At 72.5% G+C, this 15,870-nt stretch carries 10 protein-coding genes and 1 pseudogene; 4 read left to right on the top strand and 7 right to left on the bottom strand.

The annotated features are described in order from the left end of the window. The first annotated feature begins 198 nt into the window (after positions 1-198). Positions 199-2,856: a class III lanthionine synthetase LanKC gene (lanKC, locus tag ACFYYH_RS19470; protein ID WP_388552192.1), complete on the top strand. Its 2,658-nt coding sequence runs from the start codon at positions 199-201 to the stop codon at positions 2,854-2,856. A gap of 9 nt (positions 2,857-2,865) precedes the next feature. Next, positions 2,866-4,230 (top strand): MFS transporter, encoded by a 1,365-nt coding sequence (locus ACFYYH_RS19465; RefSeq protein ID WP_388552189.1) that lies wholly within the window; start codon positions 2,866-2,868, stop codon positions 4,228-4,230. 85 nt (positions 4,231-4,315) lie between these two features. Here ACFYYH_RS19465 and ACFYYH_RS19460 read toward each other — a convergent pair whose 3' ends face one another. From ACFYYH_RS19460 to dnaK, 6 genes and pseudogenes are all read right to left on the bottom strand, one after another. Next, positions 4,316-4,753: an XRE family transcriptional regulator gene (locus ACFYYH_RS19460; protein ID WP_388552187.1), complete on the bottom strand. Its 438-nt coding sequence runs from the start codon at positions 4,751-4,753 to the stop codon at positions 4,316-4,318. 202 nt (positions 4,754-4,955) lie between these two features. Continuing rightward, on the bottom strand, positions 4,956-6,185 hold the full coding sequence (locus tag ACFYYH_RS19455; protein WP_388552184.1) for an MAB_1171c family putative transporter: 1,230 nt from the start codon (positions 6,183-6,185) through the stop codon (positions 4,956-4,958). Then, positions 6,178-6,804, bottom strand: a complete 627-nt coding sequence (locus tag ACFYYH_RS19450) for a ParH-like protein (protein ID WP_388552181.1) — start codon at positions 6,802-6,804, stop codon at positions 6,178-6,180. The genes ACFYYH_RS19455 and ACFYYH_RS19450 overlap by 8 nt, the downstream gene beginning before the upstream one ends. 317 nt (positions 6,805-7,121) lie before the next feature. After that, positions 7,122-7,739, bottom strand: a complete 618-nt coding sequence (locus ACFYYH_RS19445) for a TetR/AcrR family transcriptional regulator (protein WP_388552178.1) — start codon at positions 7,737-7,739, stop codon at positions 7,122-7,124. 183 nt (positions 7,740-7,922) lie between these two features. After that, a pseudogene (locus ACFYYH_RS19440) lies at positions 7,923-8,093 on the bottom strand (hypothetical protein); the annotation flags it as partial. Between the two features lie 141 nt (positions 8,094-8,234). Continuing rightward, entirely contained in the window at positions 8,235-10,133 is a 1,899-nt protein-coding gene (gene dnaK, locus ACFYYH_RS19435) for a molecular chaperone DnaK (RefSeq protein ID WP_388552175.1), read from the bottom strand. A gap of 230 nt (positions 10,134-10,363) precedes the next feature. Here dnaK and ACFYYH_RS19430 point away from each other — a divergent pair, with 230 nt between their 5' ends. Both ACFYYH_RS19430 and ACFYYH_RS19425 read left to right on the top strand, forming a co-directional pair. After that, on the top strand, positions 10,364-12,085 hold the full coding sequence (locus tag ACFYYH_RS19430; RefSeq protein WP_388552172.1) for a PucR family transcriptional regulator: 1,722 nt from the start codon (positions 10,364-10,366) through the stop codon (positions 12,083-12,085). 301 nt (positions 12,086-12,386) lie between these two features. Continuing rightward, positions 12,387-13,169, top strand: coding sequence for an SAM-dependent methyltransferase (locus ACFYYH_RS19425; RefSeq protein WP_388552169.1), 783 nt, complete (start codon positions 12,387-12,389; stop codon positions 13,167-13,169). A 141-nt stretch (positions 13,170-13,310) separates the two neighbouring features. Here the strand turns inward: ACFYYH_RS19425 and ACFYYH_RS19420 are convergent, their stop codons facing one another. Continuing rightward, a complete protein-coding gene (locus tag ACFYYH_RS19420) occupies positions 13,311-15,854 on the bottom strand; it encodes a PQQ-dependent sugar dehydrogenase (protein ID WP_388552166.1) in 2,544 nt (847 codons plus the stop codon). Positions 15,855-15,870: the final 16 nt, after the last annotated feature.

Genomic DNA, 15,870 nt, shown 5'->3' with positions numbered 1-15,870 from the left:
CCCCACTGCCGGGCCCCCGGGCGCCCCCCAACACCCCGGGGGCCCGGGGGGGGGGCCCCCCGCCGGGGGGGGGGGGGCGGGGTGTGGGGGGGGGGGGGGGGCGCCCCCCGCCCCCCCCCCCCCCACCGCCCCACCCGCCCGAAGCCCCACCCGCCCGAAGCCCCTCCCGAGACCCGAAGCCCCTCCCGAGAGAGGTCCATGGACATGCCCGTCCCCTTCGTCGTAGCGGACAGAGAGTTCTACGCGCCGCTGGAGAGCAGCCGGGACCGGGGCGAGGTCTTCCGGCCGGGAAGCACACCCGAGGGCTGGCTCGACGCCGACTTCGGCGTCTGGACCACCTGGTACAGGAAGGACCGCGGGTCCTCCGCCGTTCAGGACGGCTGGAAGGTGCATGTCTCGGCCCGGCCCGGCCGGCTGGCACACGTGCTGGACACCGTCTCCGGGATCTGTTTCGAGCAGGACGTGACGTTCAAGCACCTCTCCTGCCGGCTGTTCTATCTGTGGACCCATCACAAACAGGCGGCACGCCAGGCGAACGGCAAGTTCATCGCCGCGTACCCCAGGAGCGCCGAGGCCGCCGGCGCGCTGATGGAACGCCTCCGCGAGGCCCTCGCGGACGAGGAGGGACCGTTCATCCTCACCGACCGGCGCTACAAGGACTCCCGTACGGTGCACTACCGCTACGGGGCGTTCACGCGCCGCAGCCGTATCCGGCCCGACGGCACGGATCTGCTGCTGGTCCGCGACGGCAGCGGCCGGGAGACGGAGGACCGGCGCGGGATGTCCTTCGTCCTGCCCGAGGGGGTGTCGGACCCCTTCGCCGAGCGCGTGACCGGCGCACGCCGCGCCTCCCGCGCCGCCGGGCCGCTCTCCTTCCACGGGTACGTCTTCGACGAGGCCGTGCAGTTCAGCAACGGCGGCGGTGTCTACCGGGGGCACGAGAAGGCCACAGGGCGCCCGGTGTTCATCAAGGAGGCGCGGGCACACTCCGGTGTCGACCCGAAGGGCGCCGCCGCGCCGGACTATCTGCGCGCGGAGTGGCGGGTCCTGGAGGAGCTGCGGACGACCGCGCCCGGACTGGCCCCCGAACCGGTCGCCTACTTCCGCCAGTGGGAGCACGAGTTCCTGGTCACCGAGCTGATCGAGGGCCGGCCGCTGAACACCTGGATGGCGGACAACCAGCCCATGGTCAGCGGCGACAGGACCCCGGAGGCCTTCGCCGCGTACTACGGGCGGTGCGAGAAGATCCTCTCCGGGATCGAAACGGCGCTGGAGCGGCTGCACGCGGCCGGCTATCTCTTCGTGGACGTCAGCCCCGGCAATGTCCTGGTGGCCGAGGACGACGAGGTGAGACTCGTCGACTTCGAGGGGACCCACCGTCCGGGCACCCCGTTCACCCCGCTGGGCACCCCCGGCTACGCCCCGCCGCCCGAACTCGTCGCCGAGGCGGACGGCGATCCGTCCCTCCACGACGACTACGGCGTCTCGGCGCTGGCCCAGTTGCTCGTCGGCCCGTACCACCACTCCATACGCCGCAACCCCGACACGCTGTCCCATCTGCGCCATGAACTGAGCGCGTACGCCCCGGTCTCCGAGACCCTGTGGAACCGCGCCACCAAGTTCCACCGGCCCGGCGGGCCTGCCACCGGGACGGAGGCGGCCGGCCCGCCGGAGCGGCTGCCCGCACCCGAGCGGGTCGAGGCCGCACCACTGCGCCATCTCGCGGAGCTGAGGGACAGGACCGGGGACGCGCTCCTCGCGATGGCCGACCTCGGCCACCCCGACCGGGTGTTCCCGACGATCCCGGACGGATACCGCACCAACACCCTCTGCCTGGCCTACGGCACGGCGGGTGTCGTGCACGCCCTGGGCCGGGCGGGACGGACACTGCCGGACGGGCTGCTGGAACGGCTGCGCCGCGACGCGCTCGCCGCCAGGACCGCGCTCGCCCCGGGCCTGTACGTCGGTCTCTCCGGCATCGCCTGGACGCTCGCCGACCGCGGCCTGCTGGACGAGGCCCGCGAACTGCTCACGGTGGCCGACGCCCATCCGCTCACCACGAGCGGCGCGTCGGCGACGCTGTACGGCGGCTCCGCCGGGCTCGCCCTGGCCCATCTCGCCCTGTACGGCCGTACCGGCGACGAACACCACATCGACCGGGCCCAGGCGCTCGCCTCGGCCCTGCCCGCAGACGAGGCGCTCACCCCTCTGCTCGGCCCCGACGACGCCACCGGTCTGATGCACGGCCGCTGCGGCATCGCCCTGATGCTGCAGCAACTGGCCGGGGTCACCGGCGAGCGGGACCACCTCCGGCGCGGCACACGGCTGCTCCACGCCGAACTCGACCGGGACCCCGCGCCCGGATCACCCCGGATGTACTTCCCCGTCTCCGCCACCGACAGCCGCAGCCTGCCCTATCTGTACTGCGGCTCGGCCGGGACGGCGCACACCGTCACCCGCTATCTGCGTGTCGTCGACGACCAGCGGCTGGCCGAGGCGCTGCCCCGGCTGCTGGCCGCGCTGCGCGCCGGGTTCCCCGCGATGTCCGGGCTCCAGCAGGGACTCGCCGGTCTCGGGTTCGCCCTCGCCGACCACGCCGCGCTCACCGGGGACGAGCCGAGCCGCCAGGAGGCGATCCGGGTCGCGCGCGGACTGTACAAGTTCGCCGTTCCGCACTCCACCGGCGTGCGGTTCCTGGGCGACCGGCTGCTGCGGTTCAGCGCCGACCTGTGGAGCGGCTCCGCCGGAGTCCTGCTCTTCCTGGCGGAACTGCTCGACCCGCGCCCCGGCGCCCTCCTCACGGCGGGCCTGACGACCGCCGTACCCACACCCCAATCCGCCCTGGCCGCCCGGTGAGGCACCTTCATGGATGAACGAGCGAGCACCCCCGGGCCGGCGCGCGGACCCGGTGCGAAGACAGCCGCGCGCGGTCCGGAAGCCGCCACACGCCGCCGCGACCTCACCCTCTACTGGTGGGGCCAGACCGCCACCGCCTTCGGATCGGTGTTCACCGCGATAGCCCTGCCCATTGTGGCGGTGGTCCATCTCGGCGCCTCGGCCATGGAAGTCGGTCTGATCAGCGCCGCCGCCACCCTGCCCATCCTGCTCTTCGGGCTGCCCGCGGGCGCGTTCGCCGACCGGATCACCCGCCCCCGGCGGGCCCTGATGGTGCTGGACTGCGTCTCCGCGGCGACCGTCGCGGTCGTCGCGGTCGGGCTGGCCCAGAACATCGTCACCGTGGTCTGGCTGGCCTGCCTCAGCGTCGCCCTGGGGGCCATGTCCACCCTCACGACCGCCGTGTACTTCCTGCATCTCAAGCAGTTGGCGGGCGCGGACGGTGTCGGTCCCGCGCGCGCCAAGCTCCAGGCGGGCCAGTACGGTGCCTCACTCCTCGGCCGGCTGCTCTCGGGCCCCGCCGTCGCGGTGCTCGGCGGGGCGTCGGCCCTGGCGCTGGACGCCGTGAGCTATCTGCTGAGCGCCGTGGCCCTGCTGAGCATGCGTCAGCCGGACCGGCTGCCGCCCCGGGCCGGACAGCCGCTGGCCGCCACGCTCCGAGGCGCGGCCGACGGACTGCGGTTCTTCACCAAGGACCCCTTCCACCGCGCGCTCGCGGTCTTCATCACCGTACCGACCTGCACCGCGGCGGCGGTCACCGCGCTGACGGGTCCCTTCCTGCTGCGGACTCTGGAACTGCCCACGGAGGCGTTCGGAGCCGTCTTCGCGCTCTCGGGGGTGATGGGTCTGGGAGGGTCGGCCCTGGCGTCGCGGCTGCTGCGGCCGGGCAGCGACGCGCGCCGGCTGGCACTGGTCACGTTCACCCTGTCCATGGCGAGCACGGCGCTGCTGCCCCTGTCCGCGGGACCGCTCGCGCTCGCCGCGCCGACGGCCGCACTGGGCATCGGACTGCCGGTGTTCTTCGGGGCCATCGCCAATGTGGCCGTGACGTCCGTGCTCGTCGCCGATGTACCGGAAGCCGTACTGGGCCGGTCCATGGCGGCCCTTCAGGTGTGCACGGCGGCGGCCGGGATACTCGGGGCGCTCACGGGGGGCGCGCTCGGCAGCAGATGGGGGATCCGCGAGGCGCTGTGGGTCATGGTCCTGGCCGGGCTGGGCGGTGTCCTGGTGACGCTGCCCCGCTCACTGCGCACCGCGCGGCGGCTGCGCGAGGCCGCGGAGCGCCGGGCCGTGCCCGACCGGGACACCTCCCTGGAAGCGGAACGGCCGGCGTAGACCCGCCCGGCGGAGAAGGACAGCGGCGCCCGGCGCAGGACAGTGGCACAGGACAACGGCGGACGGCATCGGCGGACGGCATCGCTCACACGGTGTCGTCCGCCGCCCCGTGTTCCCGCTCCCGTCGCGCGATGACGTCGATCATGTCGCTGATCGTGCCGACCGCTTCGGGGGAGAGACCGACGGCGCGCAGGGCCATGCTGCGCACCTTCGCGTCCCGCAGCGCGCCGAGCAGTTCGAGTTCCTTGGCGACCGCGGCACCCTGGTCGTCGTCGAAGAAGTAGGCGACCGGTACGTGGAAGAACTGGGCCAGGGCTTCGAGATGACGCTTGGTCGGATTGTCCCGGCGCCCGGTGCGCAGCTGCCACAGATAGGTCGCGGAGAAGCTGTCCCCGGTGGCCTCGCGGCAGGCCCTGGCGACCTCCTCATGGCTGTACTGCTCCCGGTTGGGGCGGCGCACCACGCGGAACAGGGCGTCGATCCGCCCGGCCAGTGTCGACGGAGCGGGCTCCTCGTCGGCCATCGCGTCCGCCACCTCCTGGGCCCGCCCGGCGGATCGCCGGCACAGCCGGATCGTTTCCGCCTGCCCATTCATTCTAGTTCATGGCCCGCCGGGACGGAGGAGGACGGACGGGCCCGGCCGCCTCCCCCGCCTGACTCCCCGCCTGACTCCGCCTCGTGACTGCGCCTCGTGACTCCCCATCGGACTCCGCTCCGGGACGGTGTCAGGGGCGTGCGAGTTCCTCGCGGGCCCGTCGGCGGGTGTACTCGACGGCGGCGGAGAGGGTGAAGGCCTCGGCCACCGCGATCAGCCAGGCGGCCTCGGCGTCGACCGTGTCCTCGGCCGGCGGGGAGGTGAGCCCCGGTGCGGCCGCGTCACCGTACGTCCGCCCCGCGCGGGCGGATTCGAGCGCCGCCGCGACGGTGGCCGCCTCGACCGTGGCGGCGAGGCCGGCGGGAGGGACCGGGAAACGGATGAGGGCACCCTCCACCCACAGCTCGATCCGGGGGTCGAGATAGGGACGCAGCGCGAGATAGCCGTCCCTGATCTCCACCACCCGCCGGTAGAGGGCGAATTCGGCCGCGCGCGGGTCGACACGGCCCGCCCACCGCCAGGAGACCCCGAGGGCCGTGCCGGGAACCACGGAGTGCAGGGCGGACCACAGCGGCTCCAGCGCGCGCAGATCGCGGTAGCGGCGCAGCCAGCCGGCCGGGGCGGCGAGGAGGGGGCCCCAGCGGGCCGCGGTCACCCCCAGGGCCGCGAGGAAGAGACAGGTGGTCCCCAGCGTCAGCGCCACCGGGTCGAGGCCCGCTCCCTGACGGTGGGTCCTGACCATGCTCACGATCGCCACCACGCCCCAGCACCCCCACACCAGACCGACCATGGCGCCGGCGCAGATCAGCCGGAGACCGGTACGCAGCGACCCCGGCGGCAGACCCCGCGCGTACAGGCCCACCGGCACGGTGAACAGGCCCAGGCAGAACAGCGTGTAGAGCGTGAAGACCGAGTCGAAGGCGGCGAGCCACGGCCACCCGGACGCGTCCGCCGTGACGGTGCCCGCGACGACCTCGGGCCGCCCGAGGAGGAAGAGTACGGGGGACACGGCGAGGACGGTGACGGTCGTGCCGAGGTGCCACCGCCCGGCCACGCGCCCCGGCGGCCGGGGCGCCAGCCGCAGGGCGGCCTGGGGCAGGAAGGCCATCGCCGCCATCTCCAGTACGCGCCCCACGAGATGGAATCCCGGAGCGGCCCCCGGCACGGCGCGCTCGGCCGCGGCGGCCGTGGTGGGGGCCAGCAATACCATCGCGGCGCCCATGGTCAGTCCGAACCAGCACAGCAGCCGCACCGCCGAGGAGGACGCCCCGCGCCGCGCCAGCCGCAGTTCGTACCACCCGACGCCGATGGAGACACCGGCCGGACCGTACGCGAGGACCTCGCCCAGCGTCTCAGTCATGGCGGGGTCCTTCGCCCTCGGCGCCGTGGGCGCTGCCTGTGCCGTTCCAGCCGTTCCAGCCGTTCCTGCTGTCCGTGCCGTTCCTGCCGTCTGTGCCGTCTGTGCCGTCGACGGCTCCCACGAGCCAGCCGGCGTCGCCGTGCCCCTGGGCCGGCCGCGCGGACCTGGACCCGTACCGTGTCACCCGGTGGAGGATCAGCGAGGCGAGCAACTCGGCCTCGCACTCCTGTGGTTCGGTGTAGACGGTCCGGCCGAGGACATGGCGGATCAGGGCGGGGGAGAGGCCCGGCATCAGCAGCTGCGCCGCCGAGGAGTCGGCCGCCGGCCCCTGATCATGACCGCACAGCAGATGCGCGGCCTCGTGGAGCAGGATGTGCCGCCGGTGGAAGGCCGTGGTGTCGGCGGCGCAGAGGATGTAGTCGGCGCGGTCCGTGGTCACGAGCAGCCCGCAGGGCATCGAGTGGCCCACGGCGACGGGAAGGATCTCGATCGGCCGTCCGCGCCGCTCCGCGAGGGCGGCGATGAACGCCTCGGGGGTGAACGGCCGCGGCAGCGCCAGTGACGCGGCGATACGACGCGTCCGCTGCCACATGCGCCGGTCGGCGCGGCCCCGGTTCACGCCCGCCCCCTCTCGGACGCCGCGCGTCTGCGCGACGCCGGACATCGGCGCGTGCCCTCGGACCGGAGGGCCATGTCACGCGCGCCCGGCCGGGCGGCCGGGTGGGCGGCCGGGTGGGCGTGCGGCACCACCGGTAATCGGCTGTGCTGCCCGGTCGTACCTCTCGCAGGCCCCTCGTCGCCGTCGTCGCCGTCCTGGCGGGCCCCGGAGGACGGCCGTGTCTCACGGGCGGCTGTGGCAGGCGCTGCATGGGCGTCCATTCGGCTCATCTCCTTGCGTAGGGGGCGGAGCGGATGACCGGAACGGGCGAGCCGGGGTCAGCCGGAGGGGGCGGCGCGCATCCGGCCCACGGGAGGCGGGTCGGGCACGATCAGCGGGGTCTTGGGGGCGGGCAGCCCGTACAGCTCGTAGAGGCGGCCCCGTACGCGCTCCATGGGGTACTGGTCCGCGTAGACGGCGGTCTTGAAGATCACGCCTTCCAGCACGCTGCGGAGGAAGACCTCTTCCAGGGCCGGGTCCCGCGCGCCCCGGGCGGCGAACATCTCGCGCAGCCGGTCCTCCAGCCTCACGACCCGTTCCTCCTTACGGGCCTCGACCCGCGCGTACAGATCGTGTGTGGCGGGGCCGACGACCAGGCTGAGCGCCATGCGCTGCAAGGGGATCGTTCGGACGGCGGCGAGCAGGACGCCGTCCAGGATCGCGGCCAGCCGCTCGTCGGGGCTCCCGGTGACCTCGGTGATGCCGACGACGCTGTCGAGATAGCGGTCGAGGAGTTCGTCGACGAGCGCCTGCTTGCCGGGAAAGTAGTAACTGATCAGCCCGCGCGAGACACCGGCGCGGGCCGTGATGTCGGAGATGCTCGCCTCGTGGTACCCCTTCTCGGCGAACTCCGTCAGCGCGGCGGCGAGGATCCTCTCCCGCGACTGCTCACGCATTTCCTCGTTCGTATGCGCCGATCGCGGCGACACGGTCCCCCCGCCTCTTCACCCCAGCACCCGCCAGGCCGGCGGCAGGTCCGGAGCCCGGTGTCGCGACCGGCGCGCACTCGGACTCTGTACACGTCAAAATACACTGGCTGTCCGTACAGTCAACGTCCCGCGGGGACGGTGGTCGTGGCCTCATCCTCCCGCTGCCGGGCCCGGCGCGGCGGCAGTTCTCCGCTCCCGGTCCGTGATGGCCTGTTCGACCCAGTCACGCAGCAGCACGCGGCCGATCAGGGTCTCCACCTCGTGCGCGATGCAACGGCGCAGCGGCCGCGCCCCGTACACCGGGTCGAAGCCCTGATGGGCGCCCGTCCGCGCGTCCCGGGCCGGCGTCTTCCGGTTCCGTACGCCGCGCGTCCGTCCGGACGTCCCGCGCGTGCGCGGTGCCCCCCTCGTCCGGCGGCGGTACCGCGTGCGGTTCCGGTTCGGTGGCCATGGCGTGAGAGCTCAGCTCCGGTCGAAGTCGGCGTCCACGACATCGTCGTCGCCACCGCCGCTTCCCCCGGCCTGCCCCGGTCCGGCCGCCCCGGGCTCCGACGGCCCTGCGGGACCGGCCTGCCGGGAGGCGAGACTCTGGTAGACCTGCTGGAGCTCGGAGGTCAGCGACCTCACCCGGTCCATCGCTGCCTCGCCCTTCACGGCCTGGCGCGCGTCGCCGATCAGCAACTGGGCACGGGCCCGCTCGTGTTCGGGGGCGCTCTCGCCCAGCTCGCCCAGCCGGCGTTCCACCTGGTAGGTGATGGCGTCCAGCTCGTTGCGGGCGTCCACGGCCCGGCGCAGCGCCTGGTCCTCACCGCGGTTCCGCTCCGCCTCGGCGATCATGCGCTCCACCTCGGAGGCTTCGAGGTTGGAGCCCTCGCTGAGGGTGATGCCCTGTTCCCTGCCGGTGTCCTTGTCACGCGCGGTGACATGGAGGATGCCGTTGGCGTCGATGTCGAAGGTGACCTCGACCTGCGGTTCGCCCCGGGGAGCCTGACGGATGTCGGTGAGCTGGAAGCGGCCCAGCACCCGGTTGTCGGCCGCGCGCTCGCGCTCGCCCTGGAGGACGACGACATCGACGGCGGGCTGGTTGTCCTCGGCGGTGGAGAAGGTCTCGCTGCGGCGCACCGGGATGGTGGTGTTCCGGTCGATGATCTTCGTCATCACCCCGCCACGGGTCTCCACGCCCAGCGAGAGCGGGGTGACGTCCAGCAGCAGGACGTCCTTGACCTCGCCCTTGAGCACGCCGGCCTGGACGGCGGCGCCCAGCGCCACCACCTCGTCGGGGTTGACGCTCATGTTCGGGTCCTTGCCGCCGGTCATCCGCCGGACCAGCGCCTGAACGGCGGGGATCCGGGTCGAGCCGCCCACCAGGATGACCTCGTCGAGATCGCTGTCGGTGACCTTCGCGTCGGACATCGCCTGCTGGACCGGGCCCAGGCAGCGGTCCACCAGGTCGGCGGTGATCTGCTCGAAGGTGGAGCGCATGACGGACTCGGTGAGGTGCTTGGGACCGGTGGCGTCCGCGGTGACGAACGGCAGGCTGACCTGGGTCTGGGTCACCGAACTCAGCTCGGTCTTGGCCTTCTCCGCCGCCTCGAAGAGCCGTTGCAGCGCCTGGGTGTCGGCGCGCAGGTCGATCCCGTTCTCCCGCTGGAACGTGTCCGCGAGATGGTCCACCAGACGCCGGTCGAAGTCGTCCCCGCCCAGATGGGTGTCACCGGCGGTGGACCGCACCTCCACCACGCCGTCACCGACATCCAGGATGCTCACGTCGAAGGTGCCGCCGCCGAGGTCGAAGACGAGGACCGTCTCGTGCTCCTTCTTGTCCATGCCGTACGCGAGGGCGGCCGCGGTCGGCTCGTTGATGATGCGCAGCACGTCGAGACCGGCGATCCGGCCGGCGTCCTTGGTCGCGGTGCGCTGGGCGTCGTTGAAGTACGCGGGCACGGTGATGACGGCCTCCGTGACCTTCTCTCCCAGTGACTTCGAGGCGTCGTCCGCGAGCTTGCGCAGCACCAGCGCGCTGATCTCCTCGGGCGCGTACAGCTTGCCCCGGATGTCGAACCGCGCCACCCCGTTCTCCCCCGGGACGACGTCGTACGTCACCGCCTCGGTCTCGGCGGCGACCTCGTCGAAGTGCCTGCCGATGAACCGCTTGGCCGAGTAGATGGTGCCTTTGGGGTTGAGGATCGCCTGGCGGCGCGCCAGCATGCCGACCAGCCGTTCGCCGGAGTCGGTGAAGGCGACGACGGAGGGGGTGGTGCGGGAGCCCTCGGCGTTGGGGAGGACCGTCGCTTCACCGCCCTCCCACGCGGCGATCACCGAGTTGGTGGTGCCCAGGTCGATACCGACTGCCTTGGCCATGGGGTGCCTCCTGACACGCGCTGCCCTCGGGCGGGAGTCCGTGCCGCCAAGAGTGGCGGGCGCGGCGGTCCTGTGCCTGCTCCTGGCGGGTCGAGATCCGCACCGCCACTGGGCCTGCCGGCACAGGTACGGCGGTGTGCCGGACGGAGCCCGGAGCGGATGCGTGCGCGCCGTCCCCCGGTAAAATCGGTGGTGGGAGCCGCTCTCCAGGAAGGTGTCGGGCCAGGGCGATGAGTACGGCCGCCGGTAGAACCGGAGCCCCGGGGCCTCCGGGCCACCGGCCGTCCCGGCTGCCCGGTCTGATGGCGCTGTCGAGCGCGGTGTTCGACGGCCGCGACGTGTACGAGGTGATGCGGCTGGCCGTCGCCTGTGTCGCGCGGCTGGGCCCCTGCCGCACCGAGGCCGGATATCTCCTGGCCGGCGGACGGCTGGTCCGCTGCCCCCTCGGCTCCTGCGCCGGGGACTCCTCCGCCGTGAGCCGGACCCTGGACGGCCAGGTCGCCGAACTCGGTGACCGGGACGGCGCCGTCCGGCTCCCCGACCGGGCGTGGGCCTGGGCGTTCGTACTCCCCGAGCCCGGCGGACGGGCCGGATCCCGCCGGGCCGGATATCTGGTGGTGAGTGCCTCCCGCCGGCCGAGCCATGACGAGATCACCCTGCTCGGCCTGCTGGCGCGGCAGACCGGCGCGGCCCTGACGGGCGTCGCGGCCCGCCGCCGGGAGCGTGAGTGCGCGGCGGAGCTGGACCGGGTCCGCGGGGAGGCGTCCGCCGCGCGTGCCCGGCTCGCCGCCGTGGAGTCCGAGCTGCGGTATCAGCGGTCGGTGCACGACGCGCTCGGCGGCGCCATGGCCACCGAGGACGCGGAGGCGGGGCTCGCCAGGACGGTGTGTCTGCTGACCGGCTTTCCCGCCGTCGTGGAGGACCGCTTCGGCAATCTCCGTGCCTGGGCCGGCCCCGGCCGGCCCGACCCGTACCCGAGGCCCGACCCGGCGCGGCACGAGGCGACGATCCTCGACGCGGCCAGGACCGCGCATCCGGTCCGTCTCGGGGACCGGCTTGTCTCCGTCGCCCGCCATCGCGGCGAGATCCTGGGCACCGTGTCCCTGATCGACCCCGGCATGAACGCGGGCGAGCGCGAGCGGTTCGCGCTCGGCCACGCCGGTGAGGCGCTGGCCCTGGAGATGGCGCATCTGCGCAGCCTGGCGGAGACGGAGCTGCGCCTGCGGCGCGAACTGGTCGACGACCTGATCACCGGCACGGACGACGAGAGCGCCTTCGCCCGCTCGGCCGCCGTCGGCCACGATCTGCACGGCGCGCAGTACCTGGTCGCGGTGGGGTGGACGGAGAGGCCGGCCGACGACGCGTTCGTCCACGCGGTGGCGGTGGCGGCGGCCGGGCTGGGACCGCGCCCCCTGGCGGCCCGGCGCTCGGGCCGCGCCGTCCTGGTGGTCCAGGGACGCCCCGAGGGGGACGAGCTGTACCGGGCCGTCGCCCGGAAGCTGGGCTCGCGCGCGGGGGCGATCGGCCTCGGCAGCCGCTGCGACTCCCCGTCCGACATCCCCCGCTCGTACCAGGAGGCACTGCGGGCGCTGGAGGTGCGTCAGTGCTCGCGGGTGCCCCACGGCGCCACCTGGTTCGACGATCTGGGGCTGTACCGGATCATCGGCACCGGCGAGGACCGCCGGGAGACCGAGGGATACGTCCGCGAGTGGCTCGGCCCGCTCCTCGACTACGACCGGGCCCATCGCACCGATCTGGTGTCCACCCTCTCCCACTACTTCGAGGCGGGCGGGAACTACGACAGCACGGCCGCGACCCTCGGTATCCACCGCAGCACCTTGCGCTACCGGCTCCAGCGGCTGCGTGAGATCGGCGGCCATGACCTCGGTGACGTCGAGACCCGCCTCAATCTGCATGTGGCGACCCGGGTCTGGAAGGTACTGGGCGGCTAGTTCTTGTGCGGAACGGTTCCTTCCCCATGCCCCCTCCCCATGCCCCGACGGCGCGCCCGACGGCGCGCCCGACGGCGCGCCCGACGGCGCGCCCGACGGCGTGCCCGACGGCGTGCCCCGACGGTGGCCGGGCGGTGTGGCCGGGCGGTACGGGAGGCCGTGCCGTCCGCCATCAACGTGGCGTGCTCGCACATGTGTTGCTGTGGCACTATTCGTCGGGGTGGCGATGATCCGCAGGGGGAGATGGGCTGGTTCGCGTCTCTCTTCTCTGTAGGACGATCAGACTTTCTTGGAGCCCTTCATGACGGCAGGAACACCCAAGTCCCAGGTCGACACCAGCAAGCCGCACCCGGCCCGTATCTACGACTATCTCCTCGGCGGCAAGGACAACTACCCCGTCGACCAGGCGCTGGCCTCGCAGTTGACGGCCGAGGCCCGTGAGGGCGCCCGGCAGAACCGGGCCTTCATGCAGCGCGCGGTCGGCTGGGTCGCCCGCAGCGGTATCGACCAGTTCCTCGACATCGGCACCGGCATCCCGACCGCGCCCAACCTCCACCAGATCGTCCAGGAGATCAACCCCAGGGCCCGGATCGTCTACACGGACAACGACCCGATCGTCCTTCGCCATGCCGAGGCCCTCCTGGTCAGCTCGCCGGAGGGGATCACCAACTACATAGAGGCCGATGTCCGCGACCCGCGGGCGATCCTCGACCACGCCCGCACCCTGCTGGACTTCAGCCGGCCCATATCCCTGTCCCTGATCGCCCTCATGCACTTCATCCCCGACGAGGACGACCCGTACGGCATCACCCGTACCCTCATCGACGCCCTGGCTCCCGGAAGCTGTCTGGTGCTCTCCCATCTCACCGGGGACTTCCTCACCGAGGAGCAGAACAAGATCGCCGCGTACCGTTCGAGCGGGATCAACCTCCGGCCCCGTACGCGCGCGGAGGTCGAGCGGTTCTTCGAGGGGCTCGACCTCGTCGAGCCCGGTCTGGTGACCCGCTGGTACAAGGACACGCCCGCGCCGGAGAACGACACCAGCACCGAACTCCTCTACTCGGGAATCGCCCACATCCGCTGAACCCGGCGGCCGTCCGCAGGCGGTGCGCGTCGGCGGTGCGCCGGTGGTGCGTCGGCGGTGCGTCGGACCGCGGCCCCGGTGGAGGCCCGGCTCGGGGCCGGTCCTCCACCGGGGCCGCGTGCGTTCCGGTGCTTCCGTCCGTCAGCGCCCCGGCGGGGACGCCGGACGCGCCGCCGGTCGCGCCGCGAGGGGACGGCTGACGCCGGGCCCGGTGAACGTGTAGCTGTCCAGATCGAGGATGGCTCCCGAGCCGCCGGTGAAGACCACGTACAGATCGCGCGTCCGTTCGTCGGCGCCGGTCACCGGAGCGCTGATCTCGGTGTAGGTCTCCCAGCCGCCGGTGTTCGGCACGGTGACCCGCGCCAGCACGGGGCCGGTCACCGAGTCGTAGCGGAACGTGGCGACATTGCCCGCCTTGTCCGAGGACACCCGCGCCCTGACTCCGGTCACGCCCCTGAGGCTCACCGGGTGGTAGCGGACCCACTCGTTGTTCTGGACGTCCCCGAGACGCTTGCCGCCCTCCGCGCCCGCCGCGGTGATGATCTGCGGCCCGGACAACTGCGCGAAGTGCTCGGCCTGCCACCGCTTGGGCCACAGGGTCCGCTGCTGCTCACCGGTGAGCGGAACCGTACCGGTGGCGCCCCTGTCGGTGTACGTGGCGCGCACCACGTAGAACTGCGTGGCGTCGAGTCCGGAGTGGATCGGCCCGGTGTTGAACGTCGTGGAGCAGCCGGTGCCCTCGGCGACCTCATGCGCGTGTTCCTGATGGCCCAGGGCGATCCGGACGATCACCCGCGAGCAGTCGATGGGACCGTCCTGCGGGTCCGTCGCCGAGGCGGTGACGGTGACGTTCTCGTTCCACTCGTAGACACCGCCGTCCGGCGGTGAGGAGATGGTGACCGTGGGGCGGTTGTTGCCGACCACGACCGGGACGGTCGTGGTGCCGGTCCGCCCGGTGCCGTCGCTGACGGTCAGCCTGGCCTGGAAGCTGCCGTTGGCGGAATAGGTGAAGGACGGGTTGGCCGCCGTGGAGTCCGTGCTGCCGTTGTCGGTGAAGTCCCAGGCGTAGGTGAGCGGATTGCCGTCGGGATCGCTGCTGCCCGCGCTGGAGAAGGTCACGGCCAGCGGGGCAAGTCCGTTGTCCCTGTTCACCGATGCCTTGGCGAGGGGGGACCGGCCGCCCTGGACGTAGTTGATCTTGTAGAGCCCCGCGTCCTCGGCGCCCGAGAAGTAGCCGCTGCCGTATTCGAGCAGATACAGCGATCCGTCGGGGCCGAACTCCGAGTCGATCGGGTGGACGAAGCGCATCCCGTCCAGCACCGGTTCGATCGCGGTCGGCGTGCCGGTCGCCGGATTGCCGTTGTTGAACTGCACCTCCTTGATCCAGTTCCGGCAGTACTCGGAGATCAGCAGCTTGTTGTCGTAGTACTGGGGCCACTTGACGTCCGAGTTGAGGTTCGGGTCGTAGTGGTAGACCTCGGTGTGGTTGGGCGAACCGCAGCCGCCCGGATTGTCGAGTTGCGGCCACTCCTTGCTGCCGCCGTGCTGCTCCCACACCAGCGCGGGCTTGGTCGGCGGAAGCTGCTGGATCCCGGTATTGCGCGGGGAGTTGTTGACCGGCCCGGCCGTGCCGCCGCAGGGGAACCAGCCGCGCGGGGCGTTGGCCGCGAAGTCCCAGTCGTTGTAGCTCACATTGGGCCCGCCGCAGTACGGCCAGCCGTAATTGCCGGGACCGGTGGCGCGGTTGAACTCGTCGTACGCCGCGGGGCCCCGGTTGGCGACCGTCGCACCGGCGTCCGGCCCCACCTCACCCCAGTACAGTGTGTTGCCGGCCTTCTTGTCGACCCAGACGCGGTACGGGTTGCGCACGCCCATGACGTAGACCTCCGGGCGGGTGCCCGCGGTCCCCCGGGCGAAGAGGTTGCCGTCGGGAACGGTGTACGTGCCGTTGTCCTCCGGGTGGATCCGGTTGATCTTCCCCCGCAGGTCGTTGGCGTTGCCCGAGGTGCGCTGGGCGTCGTACTGCGGGCTGCGGGACGGCCGTTCGTCGATGGGGGCCATGCCCGCCGAGTCGCCGCCGGAGTTGGTGTTGTCACCCACCGCGAAGTAGAGGTTCCCCGCGGTGTCCCAGGACATCGAGCCGGCCGAGTGGCAGCACAGCTCCCGCTCGGTCGGCCACTCGATGATCATGTCCTCACTGGCCGGGGAGATCGTGTTGCTGACGCGGTCGAAGGTGAACCGGGAGATCCGGTTGACCAGCGGGGTGACCTTCGGTGAGTAGAACAGCATCACCCAGCCGGTGGTGGCGAACCGCGGGTGCAGGGTGATGCCGATCAGCCCGTCCTCGAACCGGGCGTCCAGCGGCAGGGTGAGCGCGACCGTCGTCGAGGCGGTCGCGGGGTTGTAGAGCCGTACCTGGCCGCCGGAGGCGCTGGTGCCCCGGTTGATGTAGAGGACCTTTCCGTCCGGCAGTACGGCGATCTCGATGGGCTCGCCCATCTGGAGCCCGCCGTCGAGCTTGACCTTCTCGAAGCCGCTCGTCGGCGGGGGAGCGGCGGCGGCGCGGGGCGCGTCGGCGGCCCGGGGCGGGGCTGCCCCCGGCGCGGCGGCGGCGGCGCCGGGCGCGAGCAAGAGGGCGGACAGGGTGAACAGCGCGGCGAGTAAGGAAACGGCGCGAGACAGCACGGTACCTACCTCCAGG

The sequence above is a fragment of the Streptomyces sp. NPDC002018 genome (assembly GCF_042890865.1).
Classification (GTDB): domain Bacteria; phylum Actinomycetota; class Actinomycetes; order Streptomycetales; family Streptomycetaceae; genus Streptomyces.
This window is presented reverse-complemented; position numbering and strand designations above follow the sequence as displayed.